This window comes from Streptomyces sp. NPDC036815, assembly GCF_055609205.1.
In genome coordinates this window covers 195179-213400 of sequence record NZ_JBVJPW010000013.1, presented here as the reverse complement: position 1 = coordinate 213400, position 18222 = coordinate 195179, and the positions used below count along the sequence as shown (strand labels likewise).

Below are 18222 nucleotides of genomic sequence, written 5' to 3'. Positions count from 1 at the left end.
ATGTCCTCCCCGTCCTCGCTGCTGCACTGGACGCGCCGCATGATCGAGATCCGCAAACAGAACCCCGCCTTCGGCCTCGGCTCCTACACCGAACTCCCCTCCTCCAACCCCGCCGTCCTCGCCTTCCTGCGCGAGGCCCCCGCGACCGAGGAGGACGGGGACGACGTGGTCCTCTGCGTCCACAACTTCTCCCGCTTCGCCCAGCCCACCGAACTCGACCTCCAGGCCTTCGACGGACGCCACCCCGTCGAACTCATCGGCGGCGTGCGGTTCCCGGCCATCGGGGAACTCCCTTACCTCCTCACCCTCGCGGGCCACGGCTTCTACTGGTTCCGCCTGCGCGACCACCTCCCCCCGCCCCGTCCGGTGGCTCCCGCCGTACGCCTCTGAAGGGACGTGCCGCATGCTCGAGACCGCACAGCTCTCGCCCGACAGCCTCAGCCCACCCCTGGTGCTGAGGTCGCTGGCCGGACTCCTTCGGGAGTGGCTCCCGAAGCAGCGGTGGTTCGCGGCCAAGGGGTGGCCCATCACGGACCTCTCCGTCGTGTCGATGACCACGCTGCACCCGGGATGCCTGCACCTGTTGATCAGCACCCGTCACGCCGGCACCTCGCCGCACTGCTACCAACTCGTGCTCGGCATTCGTCAGGAGCTGCCGCCGAGGCTCCACCACGCGGTCATCGGCAGGCCGACCGCGGGCCCGCTCGCGGGACTCAGCGTGTACGACGCCCTGCTGGACCCCCGGTCGGCGGGGCTGCTCATGGAACGGCTGCGGACTCCGGGCGAGGCGGGCCCCCTGCGCTTCGAGTGCGACGCGCGGACCGTGGTGCCCGCCGGGCTCACCCCCCGGCTGCTCGACGGCGAGCAGTCCAACACCTCGCTGGTGTACGGCAACCGCTTCATCCTGAAGCTCTTCCGCCGCATCCAGTACGGCACCAACCCGGACCTGGAGGTCCCGTGGGCGCTGTCCGGCGCGGGCTGCGCACGCGTGCCCGCACCCGTGGCCTGGTTCGGCACCACGCAGCCGCGCCGCACCACCCTGGGCGTCCTGCAGCCCTTCCTGCGCGACGCGACGGACGGCTGGACGCTGGCGCTGCAGTCCCTCGCGGCGGGCCACGACTTCACCGCCGAGTCGTACGAACTCGGGCGGGCCACCGCCGAGGTGCACCTGGCACTCGCCCAGGTCTTCCCGCCCCAGGCGCCCGACCGCCGCGCCGGGGCGGAACTCGCCGCCGCGATGACCGAACGCCTGGAGGCCGCCGCGGGCCAGGTTCCCGCACTCGCTCCGTACGTGCCCAGGCTGCGCGCGGCCTACGACGCCGTCGCCGCGGGCGGCCAGGAGCGGCCGGACCAGCGGATCCACGGCGACCTGCACCTGGGCCAGGTGCTGCGGGCCGGACAGCGGTGGTTCGTCATCGACTTCGAGGGCGAACCGGCCAGGCCGCTCACCGAACGCCGACAGCTCCAGGCTCCCGTACGCGACATCGCGGGCATGCTCCGCTCGTTCGACTACGCGGCCCACTCCGAGCGGCCCTGGCAGCCGCAGTGGGCGCGGAGCTGCCGGGAGGCGTACTGCGCGGGCTACGCCGCCGCGGCGGCCTGGGATCCGCGCGCGGAGCCCGCGCTGCTGCGCGCCCACGAGACGGACCGGGCGGTGTACGAGGCGCTGTACGAGGCCAGGCACCGCCCCGAGTGGCTGCCGGTGCCCATGGCGGCGCTCGCCCGGCTCGCGGAGGGCCCCTAGCCCACGCCCTCGGCCGCTACTGCTGAAACGTTCCTGCAAGACCGCGGCAACGCGCCCGCCCCTTCACCGGTCCACTCACCTTCACCGATCCACCCATCAGAGGAGAGCTCTTCCGTGGCCAGCATCGACACGTCCGCTCCCGATCCCGCGGCCGCCCTCCTCGAGCGTCCCCGCTCGCGCCCCGCCGACAGCGCTCTGCCGCCCGAGGCGCCGCTCGACGCGGAGGACCGCCACCGTCTCCTGTCCGGCACGCACCACGATCCGCACGCCGTCCTCGGCGCCCACCCGGTGCCCGGCGGCATCGCCTTCGTGGTCCTGCGCCCGTACGCCGAAGCGGTGCGGGTCGTCGTCGACGGGCGGAGCGTGCGGCTGAACGACGTGGGCGACGGGTTCCACTCCGGAGTCCTCCCCCTCACCCCGGGCGCCGCCGTGTCCGACGGGGAGCCCCTGCCCGCGTACGAGCTGCGCGTGACGTACGAAGGCCGGGAGACCGAGCTGCACGACCCCTACCGCTTCCTGCCCGCGCTGGGCGAACTCGATCTGCACCTCATCGGCGAGGGCCGCCACGAGCAGCTGTGGCAGGCGCTCGGGGCGCACCCGATGACCCACCAGGGCACGCGGGGCACCCGTTTCACGGTCTGGGCGCCCAACGCCAGGGGAGTGCGGGTGACCGGCGACTTCTGCCATTGGAACGGCGTCGCCCACCCCATGCGCTCCCTCGGCTCGACCGGCGTGTGGGAGCTGTTCGTGCCCGGGATCGACGAGGGCGCCCGCTACAAGTTCGACATCACGCGCCCCGACGGCACCCACACCGTGCGCGCGGACCCGATGGCCCGCCGTACCGAGGTGCCGCCCGCGACCGCCTCGGTCGTCGAGGTCTCGCGGTACGAGTGGCGGGACGAGGAGTGGATGCGGCGCCGCGGCGACGTGCCCGTGCACGAGGCGCCGTTCTCGGTCTACGAGGTGCACCTGGCGTCCTGGCGCCCGGGGCTGTCCTACCGACAGCTGGCCGAGCAACTACCGGCGTACGTGGCGGACTTGGGCTTCACCCACGTGGAGCTGATGCCGGTCGCCGAGCACCCCTTCGGCGGCTCCTGGGGCTACCAGGTCACCGGCTTCTACGCCCCGACGGCCCGCCTCGGCACGTCCGACGACTTCAGGCACCTCGTCGACGCGTTCCACCGGGCGGGGATCGGTGTCCTCATGGACTGGGTGCCCGCGCACTTCCCGCGCGACGACTGGGCGCTCGCCGCGTTCGACGGGGAGCACCTCTACGAACCGGCGGACCCGCGCCGCGCGGAACACCCCGACTGGGGGACGCTCACCTTCGACTACGGCCGCAAGGAGGTCCGCAACTTCCTCGTCGCCAACGCCACGTACTGGTGCGAGGAGTTCCACGTCGACGGGCTGCGGGTGGACGCCGTCGCCTCGATGCTCTACCTCGACTACTCCCGCGAAGAGGGCCGGTGGGCGCCCAACGCCCACGGCGGGCGGGAGAACGAGGACGCCGTCGCCTTCCTCCAGGAGATGAACGCCACGGTCTATCGCCGCTGCCCCGGGGTGGTCACCATCGCGGAGGAGTCGACCGCGTGGGACGGCGTCACCCGGGCCACCCACGAGACGGGTCCGGGCGGCTTCGGCGGCCTCGGCTTCGGCCTGAAGTGGAACATGGGCTGGTCGCACGACTCTCTGGAGTACATGGGGCACGAGCCCGTGCACCGCCAGTACCACCACTCGGACCTGACCTTCGCCATGGTCTACGCGTACAGCGAGAACTACCTCCTGCCGGTCTCGCACGACGAGGTCGTGCACGGCAAGCGCTCGCTGGTGTCGAAGATGCCCGGTGACTGGTGGCAGCAGCGCGCCGACCACCGCGCCTACCTCGCCTACATGTGGGCGCACCCCGGCAAGCAACTGCTCTTCATGGGGCAGGAGTTCGCGCAGGGCGCCGAGTGGTCGCAGGAGCACGGGCTGGACTGGGGGCTGCTGGACGAGGCCTGGCCGGCGTGGTCCGACCACCACGGTGTGCGGGAGCTGGTGCGGGACCTGAACCACCGCTACCTGGCCGCGCCCGCTCTGTGGGAGCAGGACACGACCCCGGCGGGGTTCTCGTGGGTCGTGGTGGACGCGGCGCAGGACAACGTCGTGGCGTTCCTGCGCCGGGCCAAGGACGGCGACCCGCTCCTCGCCGTGTGCAACTTCTCCCCGGTGGTCCGCCACGACTACCCGCTGACCGTGCCGGACCCGTCCGGCGCCTGGGAGGAGATCCTCAACACCGACGCGGCCCGGTACGGCGGCGGTGGCGTCGGCAACCCCGGCCCGCTGAAGCCCGAGCCCGCAGCGGACGGGGACGGCCCTGCCCGCCTGAGCGTGACTCTGCCGCCCCTGGCCACCCTGTGGCTGCGCCCGGCCGGCCGGACGCCATGAGCGCAGGCCACCACCGGTCTGATTACCACTGAGGCGCCCGCTTTCGGCAGGATGGGCACATGACCGAGATCCGCACGCCCCGCCTCCTCCTGCGCCGCTGGCACGACGACGACCTCGCGCCGATGGCGGAGATCAACGCGGACCCCCGCGTCATGCACTGGATCGACGACGGCTCGGTGCACGACCTGGAGCGCACGGCGGAGGAGATCGAGCGCTGGGAGGAGGAGTGGGACGACGAGGGCTTCGGCCTCTTCGCCGTCGAGCTCCTGGCCTCCGGCGAACTGGCCGGCTTCACGGGTCTGTCCGTGCCCGAGTTCCTTCCGGAGGTGGCGTCCGAGGTGGCGATCAGCTGGCGGCTCGGCTCCCAGTTCTGGGGCCAGGGGTACGCCTCCGAGGCCGCTCAGGCCACCCTGGAGTTCGCCCTCCAGGACCGCGGCCTCGACCGCGTCATCAGCGTCGACCGGCTGGACAACCAGGCCTCGGAGAACGTCATCCGCAAGCTCGGCATGGCACCGGAACGCGAGACGACGCACCCGGTGTACGGCTATGCGCTGCGTGTCCACGCCATCGACCTCACCGAGTACCAAGCCTGACCGCACACGGTGAAAGGCGGAATCCTCCTCGCGTGTTTGCCCGCGATCATTCGGGTACGCGCCCCTCGAACCGGGGTGAACCCGGATCAACTGGGATGAACGAGGAGGAAGCATGCAGCTGTCGTTCCTGGGACCACTCTTCGACCGTCCCGGCCCGTGGGCCACGGTCTACCTCGACCCCGGCCAGAACGACGAGGCGGGCGTCAAACGGCGTGAACTGTCCGTACGGGAAGTGTGCCGGACGCTGACGGAGCAGGGCGCGGACGCCGCCACGACGGAGGCGGTCGGCGACGTCCTGACCCGCACGCCCGCCGCGGAGTTCCCGGCCGGCCGCGTGGTCTTCGCCACCGGCGGGGAGGTGGTGCTCGGCCACCGTCTCTCGCGACCGCCGCAGGGCCAGATCGCGTCCTGGGCCCCGCTGCCCCGCCTGACGCCCCTGCTGGAGCTGGCCGGGCAGGACCCGGCCTGTCTCGTGGCGTACATCGACCGCACCGGCGCGGACTTCGAGCTCCGGTGCGCGGCCGGGCCGCAGGACGCCGGGGGAGTGGAGGGCAGGCAGCGGCCGGTCCACCGCACCGCCTCCGGGGACTGGTCCGAGCGGAGCTTCCAGCTCAAGGTGGAGAACACGTGGGAGCACAACGCGGGCGAGATCGCCGAGGCGCTGACCGCGGCGTACGAGAAGTCCGGTGCCGAGCTGGTGGTCCTCGTGGGCGACCCCCGCGAACGTCCCGCGGTGCACGCGAAGCTCCCCGACGCCGTCCGCGACGTGACCGTGGAGACCGAGCACGGCGGCCGGGCCGCCGGATCCGCCTCCCCGGCCCTGGAGGAAGCCATCGCGCAAGCCCGCCACCAGCACGCCGACCGCCGCGCCGAAGAGGCCCTTGAGCGGTTCCGCGCCGGACGCGTGGGCACCGACAGGCCGACGGACGCGGTCGAGGGCGTCCCGGCCGTGGTGGCGGCCGCCCGCGAGCACCGCATCGACACGCTGCTGGTCCGGCCCGACGGGCCGGATCTGAACCGCGAGGTCTGGGTGGGCCCCGAGCCCGACCAGGCCGCGGTGCGCCGCAACGACGCGCAGACGCTCGGCGGGACCGACCCGGTGTCCGTCCGCGCGGACGACGCGCTCCTGCGGTCGGCCGCGATGACAGGAGCCGACGTACGGATCGTCCCGGTCCCCGAGGAGCCCGCGTCCGACGGCCCGGGGCGCCACGAAGCGGCGGACACCGATCTCCCGGCGGGCGGCCTCGGCGCCCTGCTGCGCTGGACGTACTAGGAGGCGCCGCCGGACGGCAGGGAACGCCCGCCCACAGCAACCAGCTTTGCCCCAGGCGTCGTTGGGCCGCGCCACGGCTGCCACCGCCCATCGGCCCGCGGTGAGATGAGAGGCGGCGGCGCGGCAGGCCCTGAGCACGTACCCGCCCCGACGGTCCCGTCCGGACCGTCGGGGCGCGCGTGTGTGCGAACGGACGCCCACGGCTCTCGGGGAAGGCCCGGTCCTAGCCCAACCAGGTCACATCTGCCCCCAACCCTCGCCCGACCGGTGCGTCCCCATGGCCGGTGCGCGCCGATCGGACGATGTTGGTGCGCGGCGTACGTGCCGGTGGGTGACCTCGGCACCGGACAGGTACGAGAGCGAGGGAGCCCACGATGCCGGAACTGTTCGTCGACGGGGAGTGGACCGGAGCCGTCCGAGGCGCGCGGCGGGACGTGATCAATCCGTACGACGCCTCCGTCGTCCAGCCGGTCGACGAGGGCGACGAGGCGGACGTCGATCTCGCCGTACAGGCCGCTCGGCGCGCCTTCGACCGGGGTGAGTGGCCGGGCGCACCCACCCGGGAGCGCGCCGACGTGCTGCTCAGAGTGGCGCGGTTCCTGCTGCGGGACCAGGAGGAGATCGCCCACGTCGAGTCCCTGGACACCGGCAAGACGCTCGCGGAGGCGCGGATCGACGTCGAGGACGTCTCGAACGCCTTCCGCTACTTCGGCGAGATCGCCGACAAGGACGGCGGCCGGGTCGTGGACGTCGGCCCCGACGTGCTCAGCCGGGTCACCTACCACCCCGTCGGGGTCTGCGCGCTCATCGCGCCGTGGAACTACCCGCTGCTGCAGGCCTCCTGGAAGGTCGCCCCGGCCCTGGCCGCGGGCAACACCTTCGTGCTCAAGCCCAGCGAGATCACCCCGCTCTCCACGATCCACATGATGCGGCTCATCGCCGAGGCGGGCGCCCCGGCCGGGGTCGCCAACCTCGTGCTCGGCCCGGGCGGCACGGTGGGCGCGGCCATGTCCGCCCACCCCGAGGTGGACCTGGTCTCCTTCACCGGCGGCCTGGCCACCGGGCGCCGGATCATGGAGGCGGGCGCACCGGGCGTGAAGAACCTCGCCCTGGAGCTCGGCGGCAAGAACCCCAACGTGGTCTTCGCCGACTGCGACTTCGACGCCGCCGTCGACCACGCCCTGGAGGCATCGTTCCTGCACTCGGGCCAGGTCTGTTCGGCGGGCTCCCGGCTCCTCGTCGAGGACTCCCTGCACGACCGGTTCGTGGAGCGCCTCGCCGCCCGCGCGAGCACCATCCGGCTCGGCAGCGGGCTCGACGCGGCGACCGAGAGCGGGCCGCTCAGCTCCGCCGAGCACCGGGAGAAGGTCGAGAGCTACCTGGAGATCGCCGCCGAGGAGGGCGCCCGCCTCGTCTGCGGCGGCCGCCGCCCCGAGGACCCGGAACTGTCGCGCGGCTTCTTCCTGCTGCCCACCGTCTACGCCGACTGCGACCGCTCGATGCGCATCGTCCAGGAGGAGGTCTTCGGCCCGGTGGTCACGGTGGAACGTTTCCGTACCGAGGAAGAGGCCGTGGAGCTCGCCAACGACACGCGGTACGGCCTGGCCGGCGGCGTCTGGACCAACGACGCGAGCCGCGCCCAGCGCGTCGCGGCCGCGCTGCGCCACGGCACGGTCTGGATCAACGACTTCCACCCCTACGTGCCGCAGGCGGAGTGGGGCGGCTTCGGCCGCTCCGGCTTCGGCCGGGAGCTCGGACCCACCGGCCTGCGCGAGTACCAGGAGGCCAAGCACATCTACCAGAACCTGAGGCCGGCTCTCGGCGGCTGGTTCAAGGGCTGAGCGGGCAGGGCGAGAGAGAGGGCGACGGCATGGCCGACGAGACGACGACCTACGACTATTTGATCATCGGCGGCGGTACGGCGGGCTCCGTACTGGCCGCCCGGCTGAGCGAGGACCCGGCCTGCCGGGTGTGCGTGGTGGAGGGCGGACCTAGCGACGTCGGCGACGACCGCATCCTGCGCCTGCGCAACTGGATCAACCTGCTCGGCTCCGAGTTCGACTACGGCTACACCACCGAGGAGCAGCCGCGCGGCAACTCCCACATCCTGCACTCCCGGGCCCGCGTGCTCGGCGGCTGCTCCTCGCACAACACCCTGATCAGCTTCCTGCCGTTCCCGCAGGACCTCGACGAGTGGGTGGCGAGCGGCTGCGAGGGCTGGGGCCCCGAGACGATCCTGCCGTACCGGACACGGCTGCAGAACAACATCGTCCCCGTCGGCGCCGCCGACCGCAACGCCATCGCCGAGGACTTCGTGACGGCGGCGACCACCTGCCTCGGCGTCCCGGTCGTCGAGGACTTCAACGCCCGCCCCTTCACCGACGGCGCCGGTTTCTTCTCCCTCGCGTACGACCCGGAGACCAACAAGCGCTCGTCCGCGTCGGTCGCCTATCTCCACCCCATCATGAACCGCCCGAACCTGACGCTGCGTCTGGAGACGTGGGCCTACCGGCTGTTGCCCGACAGCGAGGGCCGGTTCACCCGTGTGGAGGTCCGCAACCCCGACGGCTCGGTGTCGATTCTGGAGGCCGAGGCGGAGGTGCTGCTGTGCGCCGGGGCCATCGACACGCCGCGGCTGCTCCTGCTCTCCGGCATCGGGCCCGCCGAGCAACTGCGCGACCTGGGCATCGAGGTCCGCGCCGATCTGCCCGGGGTCGGCGAGAACCTGCTCGACCACCCGGAGTCGGTGATCGTGTGGGAGACCAGCGGTCCGCTGCCGCCCAACTCCGCCATGGACTCCGACGCCGGTCTCTTCCTGCGCCGCGACGCGGCGGGCGGCCCGCGCCCCGACCTGATGTTCCACTTCTACCAAGTGCCGTTCACCGTCAATACGGAACGCCTCGGCTACCCGGTGCCCGAGCACGGCGTCTGCATGACACCGAACGTGCCGCGCGCCCGCTCCGTCGGCCGCATGTGGCTGCGCAGCGCGGACCCGACCGTCAAACCCGCCCTGGACTTCCGCTACTTCACCGATCCGGAGGGCCACGACGAGCGCACGATCGTCGACGGTCTGCGCATCGCCCGTGAGGTGGCGGCCACCGCCCCGTTCAGCGACTGGCTGCTGCGCGAGGTGGCGCCGGGGCCGGACGTACAGTCGGACGAGGACCTGTCGGAGTACGGCCGCCGCGCCGCGCACACCGTCTACCACCCGGCGGGCACCTGCCGGATGGGCGCCGAGGACGACCCGATGGCGGTGGTCGACCCGCAGCTGCGGCTGCGCGGACACGACGGCCTGCGCATCGTGGACGCGTCCATCTTCCCCACCATGCCGTCCATCAACCCGATGGTCACGGTGCTGCTCGCCGCCGAGCGCGCGGCCGATCTCATCACCGCCCGGCCGGGCCCCGGGCCCGTGGGCACGGAAGGGGGCAACCAGTGACCGTTCCCGGCACACCGGACGGCACCGCGGACGCCGCGCCGGGCGAACAGGAATCGGAGTTCCGCAAGGAGATGGGGCCCTGGGCGAACTTCGCCCTCGGGTTCACCTACCTCTCGCCGGTGGTGAGCACGTACACCCTCTTCGGTACGGCTCTCGCCGACGGCGGCCCCCCGATGATCTGGGCCTTCGTCATGGCGGGCTGCGGCCAGTTCCTCGTCGCGCTGGTCTTCGGCGAGGTCGTCGCGCAGTATCCGGTCGCGGGCGGTGTCTACCCGTGGGCCAGGCGGCTCTGGGGCAAGCGCTGGGCGTGGATGACGGGCTGGGTCTACATGTGGGCGCTGCTCGTCACGATCACGAGCGTCGCGTACGGAGCGGGGCCCTACATCGCCATCCTGCTCGGTTTCCGCCCCACCGTGCACACCACCGTGCTGTGCACGGTCGCGTTGATCGTCATCGCCGTGCTCATCAACTACGCGGGCACCAAGGCCCTTTCGTGGGCGGCCCTGATCGGCTTCGGCGCGGAGCTGCTCGGCGCGATCGTCGTCGGCATCATCCTGCTGACCACGCACCGCTTCCACGGCCTCGGCGTCCTCTTCGACGACTACGGCGCGGCCGGCGACAGCTCCTACCTGCCCGTCTTCCTCGGCGCGGCGATCATCGGCTTCTACCAGTACTACGGCTTCGAGGCCTGCGGAGACGTCGCCGAAGAGGTCAAGCACCCCGGCAAGGTGATCCCCAAGGCGATGCGCCGCACCATCTACGTCGGCGGGATCGCGGCGACGTTCACCTGTCTGACGCTGCTGCTCGCGGTCGTCGACTACAAGGCGGTCATCTCCGGCGAGGACCCCGACCCGGTGGTCCGGGTCCTCTTCGACGCCCTCGGCGAGGCGGGCGCGCGGACCGTGATGGCCGTCGTCCTCATCTCCTTCCTGTCCTGCACGATCAGCCTTCAGGCCGCCGCGGGCCGACTGATCTACTCGTACGCCCGGGACGAGATGATCATCGGCCACCGGATGCTGCGGAAGTTCTCCGAGGCCCGCGCGGTGCCGCCGTACGCGCTCCTTGTCGCCGCGGTCCTGCCGACGCTGATCGCCTTCGGCTCGCTGATCTCGGCGGACGCCCTGACCAAGATCGTCTCCTTCGCGATCCTCGGCATCTACGCCGCCTTCCAGATGGTCGTCCTCGCCGCACTGCGGGCCCGCCTCAAGGGCTGGAAGCCGAGCGGCGAGTACCGCCTCGGCCGGTGGGGCCTGGCGGTCAACATCGGCGCGCTGGCCTACGGGATCTTCGCCATCGTCAACATCGCCTGGCCCCGCACCCCCGACGTCCCCTGGTACGACAACTGGATCGTGCTGCTCAGCGGCGGCGTCGTGGTGGGCGCGGGCCTCGTGTACATGTTCACCACCCACCACTACGGCCGCGGCGACGCGCCTTCGGGGAACGCGGTGCCGGACGAGGGGTGACCGGGCTCGCCCCGGCGAACGGCCGCGGAGCGTCGTCCGCGGCCGCGATCGGCCGGAGAAAGGAGAACTGCCTCAGGGCATGGCGAAATCGTCACGCCGGGTCGATGCGGGAGATGACGCCGCCGATGTCGAGCACGTACAGCTCGCCGCCGCGGCCCTGCACGAACGAGATGACCTCGCCGCCGTTGACGCCGAGATCGCTCACGCCGGTCACCTTGCCGTGCTTCATCCGCAGGGCGCGGACGGTGCCGTCGCAGTAGTCGCTGAACAGATACTGGCCCCGAAGGGCCGGGATCGCCCTGCCCCGGTAGACGTATCCGCCGGTCACCGAGCAGCCGAGTCCTGTGCGGTCGTACTCGTGGACCGGAGGCACGTGGTTCGCGGGCTCGGTGCCCTCGCGGAAGGGGTGGGTGCCCTCCATCCGGGACCAGCCGTAGTTCTCACCGCCCCGGCTCCTCGCGGGCGCCCAGTCGATCTCCTGCCAGGAGCTCTGGCCGACGTCGCCGATCAGCAGGTCGCCCGTGCCCGCGTCGAAGGAGAACCGCCACGGGTTGCGCAGCCCGTACGCCCAGATCTCGCCCCTCGCCCTGGGGTTGCCCACGAAGGGGTTGTCCTTCGGGATCGCGTACGGCTTGCCGCCGCGCGGGTCGATGCGCAGCAACTTGCCGAGCAGGGTGTCGAGGTTCTGCCCGTTGCCGTGCGGGTCGCCGCCCGAGCCGCCGTCGCCGAGCGCGATGTAGAGGTAGCCGTCGGGGCCGAACCTGATGTCGCCGCCGTTGTGGTTGGAGTAGGGCTGCGTCTGGGTGAGTACGGTGCGCCGGGTCTTCGGCTGGATCTTGCCGCCCCGTACGGCGAACTCGTCGATGGTGCTGGTGCCTTCGAGGTTCGTGAACGAGATGTAGAAGTGCGCGTACTTCTTGTCGAACGCGATGCCCAGCAGGCCGCGTTCGCCGTCGGTGGTGGTCTCGCCGGTGATGTCGAGCACGGGCTCGCTGAGCCCCTGCTTGCCCAACAGCCTGACGGTTCCGGCTCGTTCGGCTATCCAGACCGTGCCGCCGGGACCCGTGGTACCGGCGATCGGGTTCTGGGCCATGGCCACCTGGCTGAGCGTGACCTTCGGTTCCTGGCGTGAGGCCGCGGGCTCGTCGGCGGAGGCCGTGGTCAGGGCGAGGGAGGCGATCAGGCAGAGGGAGCCGATGATCGCCGAGCTTCTGGTGCGAACTTTCACCGTGATCCTCCTGGAGGCGGCGAATGGGGGAGGTCACCCGGCTGCTGGGGGCAGGGGGGAAGGGGTGTCGCCCGCGCCGGCGCGCAACCTGGGTGGGGGGATGGCGTGCTACTGGCTGCGGATGAGAATACTGGGACAGGCCTGATTGGCGTAGACCAAGGCGCCATGCATCTGCGCCAGTTCAGCCTCGGCCCCGGATCTCCGTACACTGCCTGCGTCAAATGATCATGCTTTGCCGCTTGGGGGTTGGGAACCGCATGTCCTTTCGCGCATCTCGCAGAGAACGCAACGTCCTCCGGAGTCTTGCCGTGACTCTCGGCGCCGCGCTGGCGCTCACCGGCGCCGCCGGTACCGGAACCGCGGCCGAGGCGCCCGGCGAACACGGCGCCACCCAGCGAGCCCTGGACGCGCTGGAGCGGTCCGGCATACCGGGCGTGGCCGCCGAGGTGAGCGGGCCGCGGGGCAAGTGGTTCGGATCCGCGGGCCACGCCGACACCGCGACCGGGCGCAAGCGGACCGCCGCGGACCATCTGCGCGCGGGCAGCAACACCAAGTCCCTCGTCTCCGTGGTGCTTCTGCAGCTGGAGGCCGAGAAGAAGCTCAGCCTGGACGACTCCGTCGAGCGCTGGCTGCCCGGCGTCCTGAAGGTCAACGGCTACGACGGCACCAAGGTGGCGGTACGTCAACTCCTGAACCACACCAGCGGCGTGCACGACATGGTGTCCACTCCGGAGTGGCGCGAGCACATGAACGGCCCGGGCTTCCTGGCCCACCGCTACGACGCCTGGACGCCCCGGCAGATCGTCGACCTGGCCCTCACGTACAAGCCCGACTTCGAGCCCGGCACCGGCTGGAACTACTCCAACACCAACTTCGTGCTCGCGGGCATGATCATCGAGAAGGTCACGGGCAACTCCTACGCCCACGAGGCCGAGCGGCGCATCATCAAGCGCCTGAAACTGCGCGAGACCACCTTCCCCGGCACCGACCCGAAGATGCCCGCGCCCCACGCGATCGGCTATTCCAAGCTGTACGCGGCGCATCCCGGCCCCGAGATCTACGACGCCACGGAGTACAACCCGGCGTGGTCCGGTGCGACCGGCGAGGTCATCAGTACCACGGGCGACCTCAACCGCTACTACAGCGCCCTCCTGAAGGGGCAACTCCTGCCGCCCGCCCAGCAGAAGGAGCTTCTGGACACGGTCGAGACGGGGACGACCTTCGCCTACGGAGCCGGGCTGATCGTCCGCACGCTGTCGTGCGGAGTGCGTGTCCACGGTCACGACGGCATCGTCTGGGGCTCCCTGACCAGCACGGCGACCACGGCGGACGGCAAGCACACCCTGACCTTCCACCTCAACGGCGACTGGTTTGAGGACGGCAAGCTCTACGACGACGTCTTCGAGGCGGAGTTCTGCGGCAAGGGCTGAGCGGTGGCCTACGCGCCGGTGTGGAGGTGGGCGGCCCACAGTGACGGGGTTCTCGGGTAGCGGTCGCGTACCGCCCGGGTGGCGTGGTGCAGGGCGGCGGCCGACCGGTCGGGGGTGAGCGTCCCCGCCGGGCCGCCGCCCAGGTAGGTGTAGAACGCCTCGGCGACCGTCACGGCCAGCCGGTCGTCGATGGGCCACAGGGTGCCCACGACGTGGCGGAAGCCCGCGAGCTGGAACGCACTGGAGAGGTGGATTCCCTCGTCCAGCAGGTCGGCCCGGCCGGGGTCCGCGGTGCTGCACGCGGAGAGGTAGGCCAGCTGGGCGCGGCCCAGATCGACCCCGGCGAGGGCCGCGACGGTCAGGGGCGTCGTGGCGTGGTCGTGCAGGAACAACCGGCTCCGGGAAGGGTCGGTGCGATCGCCGACACCGTGGCAGGCGAAGTGGGCGATGGCGCACTCCGGCAGGTGGTGGAGGACGCGGGCCAGGGTGGGGGCGGCGTGACTGCCCGGCGGGTGGGGCGTTGCGTCGTCCGGGACGGGCTCCGGGACGGGCTCGGGGACGGTTTCGGGGCTGGGGTCGGGGCCCGTCCCGGGGCCCGTCCCGGGGCCGGGCCCTGTCCCGAGGCCTGGATTTGATGCGAGTTCTGGCCCCGGTTCGGGTTCGGTCAGCACGACCGGGTCGGGCAGGAGGGACCGTAGCCGGTCGGCCTCTTCCGCGACGTGCCGCAACCGGCCGAGGCCGGGTGTGGTCGGCATGGCGACGATCAGGGACCGCGGTCCCTCGTCGCTCAGGGGGCGGGGCCGCCTGGCGTAGCGCAGGGCGCGGACGGTGGGGGTGTACGAAGAGACCGCCCGGTCCAGGACGGTACGGCGGCGCGGGCCGGGCCCGGGGTCGGTATGGAAGCCCGCGGCGTGCAGGGGCAACAGGCCGAGGATGCCGCCCGAGGCCCACCACAGTCGGGGCAGGGGCCCGGAGCCCTCGTCCGGCGTCGCCGCGTCGGCGCGGGGGAGCGCGTCGCCCAGGGCGGTGAGGACGGGCTCGGCGGCGGCCTCCCAGAGCCACTCCAGGACCTGGCACAGCGTCTGCTGCGCCGAGACCCGGTCGCCGTCGGGCGCTGTCGTCTCCTCCAGCGCCCGGTAGAACGCGTTCACCTGGTCGTAGACGGCTTCCTCGGTCAGCCGGGGCAGCGGGCAGGAGGTGATGCCCGCACGGGTGAGGAGGAGTGCGTCGCTGCGGTAGCGGCTGATGTTGAACGTCACCACCGGGCCGTGCGCCGCTTCGGCCAGGAGGTCGTCGAGCGTCGGCGGCAGGCCGAAGGACGCGAACCCCTCGCAGAGTCGGATGCGCATCAGGACGAGGTCCAACTCCCGGGCCACATCGTGGCGTTCCCGCCCTCCCGTCTGATCCGGCTCTCTGTCCAGCTGGTCGCGGAGGCGGCAGAAGCGCTCGGCGAGTTCGGGGTGCGCGTCCCGCAGATCGGTCAGATCGCCGCGGGTCTCCAGCGCCTGGGAGAAGAGCACGGCGCGGCCGGCCTCCGCGAGGCGCAGCGCCCGCCCGGGCCGTGCGTGGGCCGGCACGGTGGGGTCGGCCAGGGCCAGCGAGGCCGCTTCGGCGGCGAGACCGGCGGCGAGATTCCCGAGGACGTACTGCTGGTCGCCGCGCCCCAGTCGGCGAGGAGCCAGCTCGGGCAGCAGCAACACCGCCGCCTCCAGGAGGCGGGCGGCGAGGGCGGGGTCCGTGGCCGCGGACCAGCGGGCCGCCTCCCGCGCGGTCATGATGCGCAGCCGGGGCGGAGCGGTCGCGTCCTCAACCGTGTGCTTCCACAGGGCGAGTTGCTCCCGCCGGTCCTCCGGCGCCGCGTCGTCGCGCCCCGACCGTTTCCGCAGGGCGTCGCCGAGGACGGCCCGGTACGTGGCGCGGAGGGGATAGTCGTCGGGCGTGCTGCGCAGAGTGGCGCGGAGCGTCTCCACGGCCTCGTCCAGATCCGCCGCCGCCTCCGTACGCTCGAACCGCTGGAGCAGCGCGGCGCCGAGCCCGAACAGGAGCATCGCCCGGTCCGTGGCCGGGTAGTTCTCGGGGGTGAGGCGCACGGCGGCCCGGGCCGTCTCCACCCCTTCGTCCAGGTCCTCCGGCGCCCCCGTCTGCCGAAAGCGCGTGAACAGGACGAAGCTGAGGGTGGACAGCCCCTGGGCGCGGTCGTGCGGGTCCACGGGGGTCGCCCGGATGGCCGCGCGGGCCAGCTCCAGCGCCTGGTCGAGGTCCTCCGGATCTCCCGCGCGCTCGAACCGGGTACGGAGGACGCCGCCGAGGACGGACTGGAACTTGGTCCGGAAGGGGTGGTCCGCGGGGACGGACCCAGCGGCGGCGCGGAGCACTTCCGCCTCCTCGTCCAGATCCGCGAGCGTCGCCGTACGCTCGAACCGCACGCCCAGGGCGAGGCCGAGGTGATACAGCCGGTTCACGCGCCCGGGGTCGCCGTCCGGGGTGGCCCGGACGGCGGCACGGAGCGTTTCCACCGCCTCGTCCAGGTCCGCTGTCGTCCCGGTGCGCTCGCACCGTGCTCGCAGGACGAGGCCGAGATTGGACAGGTAGAGGGGCCGCTCGGGGGCATGGTCGGGCACGGCCCGGACGGCGGCACGGGTCACGCGCACCGCCTCGTCCAGGTCGGCGGTGTCCAGTGTGTGGGTGGACCGCATCACCAGTGCCATGCCCAGGTTGGAGAGCAGGGCGGGGCGGGCGGGGTGATCCTCGGCGAGGTCGCCCACGATGGTCTCGCACAACTCCACGGCCCTCGTCTGCGTCGTCGGATCCATGGTGGCCTGCGCGTGGCCAAGCACTTTCATGAGCCAGTGGACCGCGAGTTGCCGGTCGCCTCCGGCCTGCTCCGGCGGAAGGTGTTGGGTGCGAAGGTGATGCAGTCGCCCCAGGGCGTAGTGGGCCTCCGGATCGTTCACGCCGTCGCACAGGTTCGCCAGGGACCACGCTTCGGTGAACACTTCCGGCTCCAGCACGGCGGCGCCGTCCCCGGTGGCGCTCACGCGTTCCATCCGGCTCCGGACCGCGGCCAGCAGCACCTCGCGCTCTCCCATGGATCCCCCTCGGCTGCAGGTCGGTCGATTACCCTGCCTCCGACGCCAGTTGATGCCCCGCTCGCCTCGGCCGGATTCAGAGAGCCATGCTCGCACGGACCGCGTCCGCGGAGGGGCCGGTCGATACGGTTGCGTCGGACATCGTGGGTGGGCTGCGGGCGGGGGTGTGCGGTGGGGGACCGGGGCGATGGCGAAGCCGTTGAGTGGCGTGCGGAAGTGGCGTACGTGTGCGGGCAGTTGAGCCGTATCCGTGCGGATCTGGAGGCCCACGGAGGCGACGGCGCCGCTCCCTTGGAGGGCCTCGTGGCGGCGCTCGCTGCCGGGACGGACCCCGCCCCCCACCTCGACGCCCTGCACGAGGCGCTGCTGGCCGCGGGCGACGCGTCCGGTATCCGAGGGCGGCCCAGAGGGCTCGACCCGATCGGGACCACGCCGTCGCTCCCCGGTGAATGGGTGCTGCTGTGCCCGTCGGGCCAGTGCTCCCGCTACTCCTGGCCCGACGGCCGCGACGTGCCGGACTGCCGCATCGGCGAACGCCCCCTGCGCAGAGTGCGCCTGTAGTGATGAACGGGTTCCTCGGTGCCCTCGGCCAGAAGCTCGCCGAGCGCTGGCTGACGCTGCTGGTCCTGCCGGGTGCTCTCTTCCTGTGCGCCGCCACCGTCGCCCGTACGCTCGGCCAGGCGCACGCGCTGGACCGCGGCCGCCTCGTCGACCGGATCACCGACTGGGCCCAGGAGCCCGCCATGACCAGCGTCGGCGGCCAAGTCGTGCTGCTCGGTGCGGTACTCGCGCTCGCGGCGGTGGCCGGTCTGGCCGCCCAGTGGCTGGGGTCCCCGCTCCTGCGCGCGGTACTCGCCGCCGACTGGCGTACCTGGCCACGCCCGCTGCGGCAGTGGACGCAGGTCCGCGTCACGCGCCGCCGGGCCCGCTGGAGCCTCGCGGCGGAGGCCTACCGAAACCAACTCGACGCGGACGCCCGCTGGTTGGCCATGCGGCAGACCCGGGCCGATGCGACGCCGCGCCGCGTCGCGTACCGGGCGATGAGCGGCATCGCCGCCGAAGAACCCGACCGTCCCACGTGGAGCGGCGACCGCATCCACGCCGTCGCCGTCCGCCTGGAGCGCGATCACCAGCTGGATCTGCCCAGCCTCTGGCCCTACTTGTGGCTCACCTTCCCCGACACGGTCCGCGCCGAGATCACCGCGGCGGAGCAGGCCCTCACCCGCGCGGCGACGCTGGGCGGCTGGACGCTCCTGTACGCCCCGCTGGCGATCCGGTGGTGGCCCGCGGCGCTGCTCACCGCCGCCCTCGCCGTGACGGTCCGGCACCGCCTGCGCGCCGCCGTGGAGGTCTACGCCCAGCTCCAGGAGGCGGCCGCCCGCCTGCACTCACCCGAGGTCGTGGCTCGGCTCACGGAGCTCGACGCGGGGGCGGGGCCGCCCGTCGCCCCCGGACCGGCTGCCGCGGTCGGTCCGGGCGAGCCTCGGCCCCGGCGCGAGCGGCGTACGGAAGAGCGTCCATGACCCTCGCTAGGGC

Annotated in this window: 13 protein-coding genes; 11 read left to right on the top strand and 2 right to left on the bottom strand. The window is 72.3% G+C overall.

The window, feature by feature from the left end:
* The 8 genes from ACZ69I_RS25700 to ACZ69I_RS25665 all read left to right on the top strand — a co-directional run.
* Nucleotides 1–390 (top strand): alpha-glucosidase C-terminal domain-containing protein (locus tag ACZ69I_RS25700; RefSeq protein WP_470834881.1); only part of this gene is annotated, 390 nt, incomplete at its 5' end.
* Nucleotides 391–403: 13 nt separating this feature from the next.
* A complete protein-coding gene (locus ACZ69I_RS25695) occupies nucleotides 404–1744 on the top strand; it encodes a maltokinase N-terminal cap-like domain-containing protein (RefSeq protein WP_470834879.1) in 1341 nt (446 codons plus the stop codon).
* Between the two features lie 195 nt (nucleotides 1745–1939).
* A complete protein-coding gene (gene glgB / locus ACZ69I_RS25690; protein ID WP_470834893.1) occupies nucleotides 1940–4171 on the top strand; it encodes a 1,4-alpha-glucan branching enzyme in 2232 nt (743 codons plus the stop codon).
* Nucleotides 4172–4230: 59 nt separating this feature from the next.
* A complete protein-coding gene (locus ACZ69I_RS25685) occupies nucleotides 4231–4764 on the top strand; it encodes a GNAT family N-acetyltransferase (RefSeq protein ID WP_467679708.1) in 534 nt (177 codons plus the stop codon).
* Nucleotides 4765–4876: 112 nt separating this feature from the next.
* On the top strand, nucleotides 4877–6037 hold the full coding sequence (locus ACZ69I_RS25680; protein ID WP_467679706.1) for a baeRF2 domain-containing protein: 1161 nt from the start codon (nucleotides 4877–4879) through the stop codon (nucleotides 6035–6037).
* A 374-nt stretch (nucleotides 6038–6411) separates the two neighbouring features.
* Nucleotides 6412–7878 (top strand): aldehyde dehydrogenase family protein, encoded by a 1467-nt coding sequence (locus tag ACZ69I_RS25675; RefSeq protein WP_467679704.1) that lies wholly within the window; start codon nucleotides 6412–6414, stop codon nucleotides 7876–7878.
* 29 nt (nucleotides 7879–7907) lie between these two features.
* Nucleotides 7908–9476 (top strand): GMC family oxidoreductase, encoded by a 1569-nt coding sequence (locus tag ACZ69I_RS25670; RefSeq protein WP_467679702.1) that lies wholly within the window; start codon nucleotides 7908–7910, stop codon nucleotides 9474–9476.
* A complete protein-coding gene (locus ACZ69I_RS25665; RefSeq protein ID WP_467679700.1) occupies nucleotides 9473–10939 on the top strand; it encodes an APC family permease in 1467 nt (488 codons plus the stop codon). Before ACZ69I_RS25670 ends, ACZ69I_RS25665 begins: the two co-directional genes overlap by 4 nt.
* A gap of 91 nt (nucleotides 10940–11030) precedes the next feature.
* On the opposite strand, the gene ACZ69I_RS25660 is transcribed toward ACZ69I_RS25665, so the two are convergent.
* A complete protein-coding gene (locus ACZ69I_RS25660) occupies nucleotides 11031–12167 on the bottom strand; it encodes a PQQ-dependent sugar dehydrogenase (RefSeq protein ID WP_470834876.1) in 1137 nt (378 codons plus the stop codon).
* Nucleotides 12168–12475: 308 nt separating this feature from the next.
* Here ACZ69I_RS25660 and ACZ69I_RS25655 point away from each other — a divergent pair, with 308 nt between their 5' ends.
* Nucleotides 12476–13597, top strand: coding sequence for a serine hydrolase domain-containing protein (locus ACZ69I_RS25655; protein ID WP_470834875.1), 1122 nt, complete (start codon nucleotides 12476–12478; stop codon nucleotides 13595–13597).
* 8 nt (nucleotides 13598–13605) lie between these two features.
* Here the strand turns inward: ACZ69I_RS25655 and ACZ69I_RS25650 are convergent, their stop codons facing one another.
* Entirely contained in the window at nucleotides 13606–16686 is a 3081-nt protein-coding gene (locus ACZ69I_RS25650) for a CHAT domain-containing protein (protein WP_470834874.1), read from the bottom strand.
* Nucleotides 16687–16902: 216 nt separating this feature from the next.
* Between ACZ69I_RS25650 and ACZ69I_RS25645 the strand changes: the two genes are divergently transcribed.
* Both ACZ69I_RS25645 and ACZ69I_RS25640 read left to right on the top strand, forming a co-directional pair.
* Nucleotides 16903–17247, top strand: coding sequence for a hypothetical protein (locus tag ACZ69I_RS25645; RefSeq protein ID WP_470834873.1), 345 nt, complete (start codon nucleotides 16903–16905; stop codon nucleotides 17245–17247).
* 2 nt (nucleotides 17248–17249) lie between these two features.
* On the top strand, nucleotides 17250–18209 hold the full coding sequence (locus ACZ69I_RS25640) for a hypothetical protein (RefSeq protein ID WP_470834872.1): 960 nt from the start codon (nucleotides 17250–17252) through the stop codon (nucleotides 18207–18209).
* Nucleotides 18210–18222: the final 13 nt, after the last annotated feature.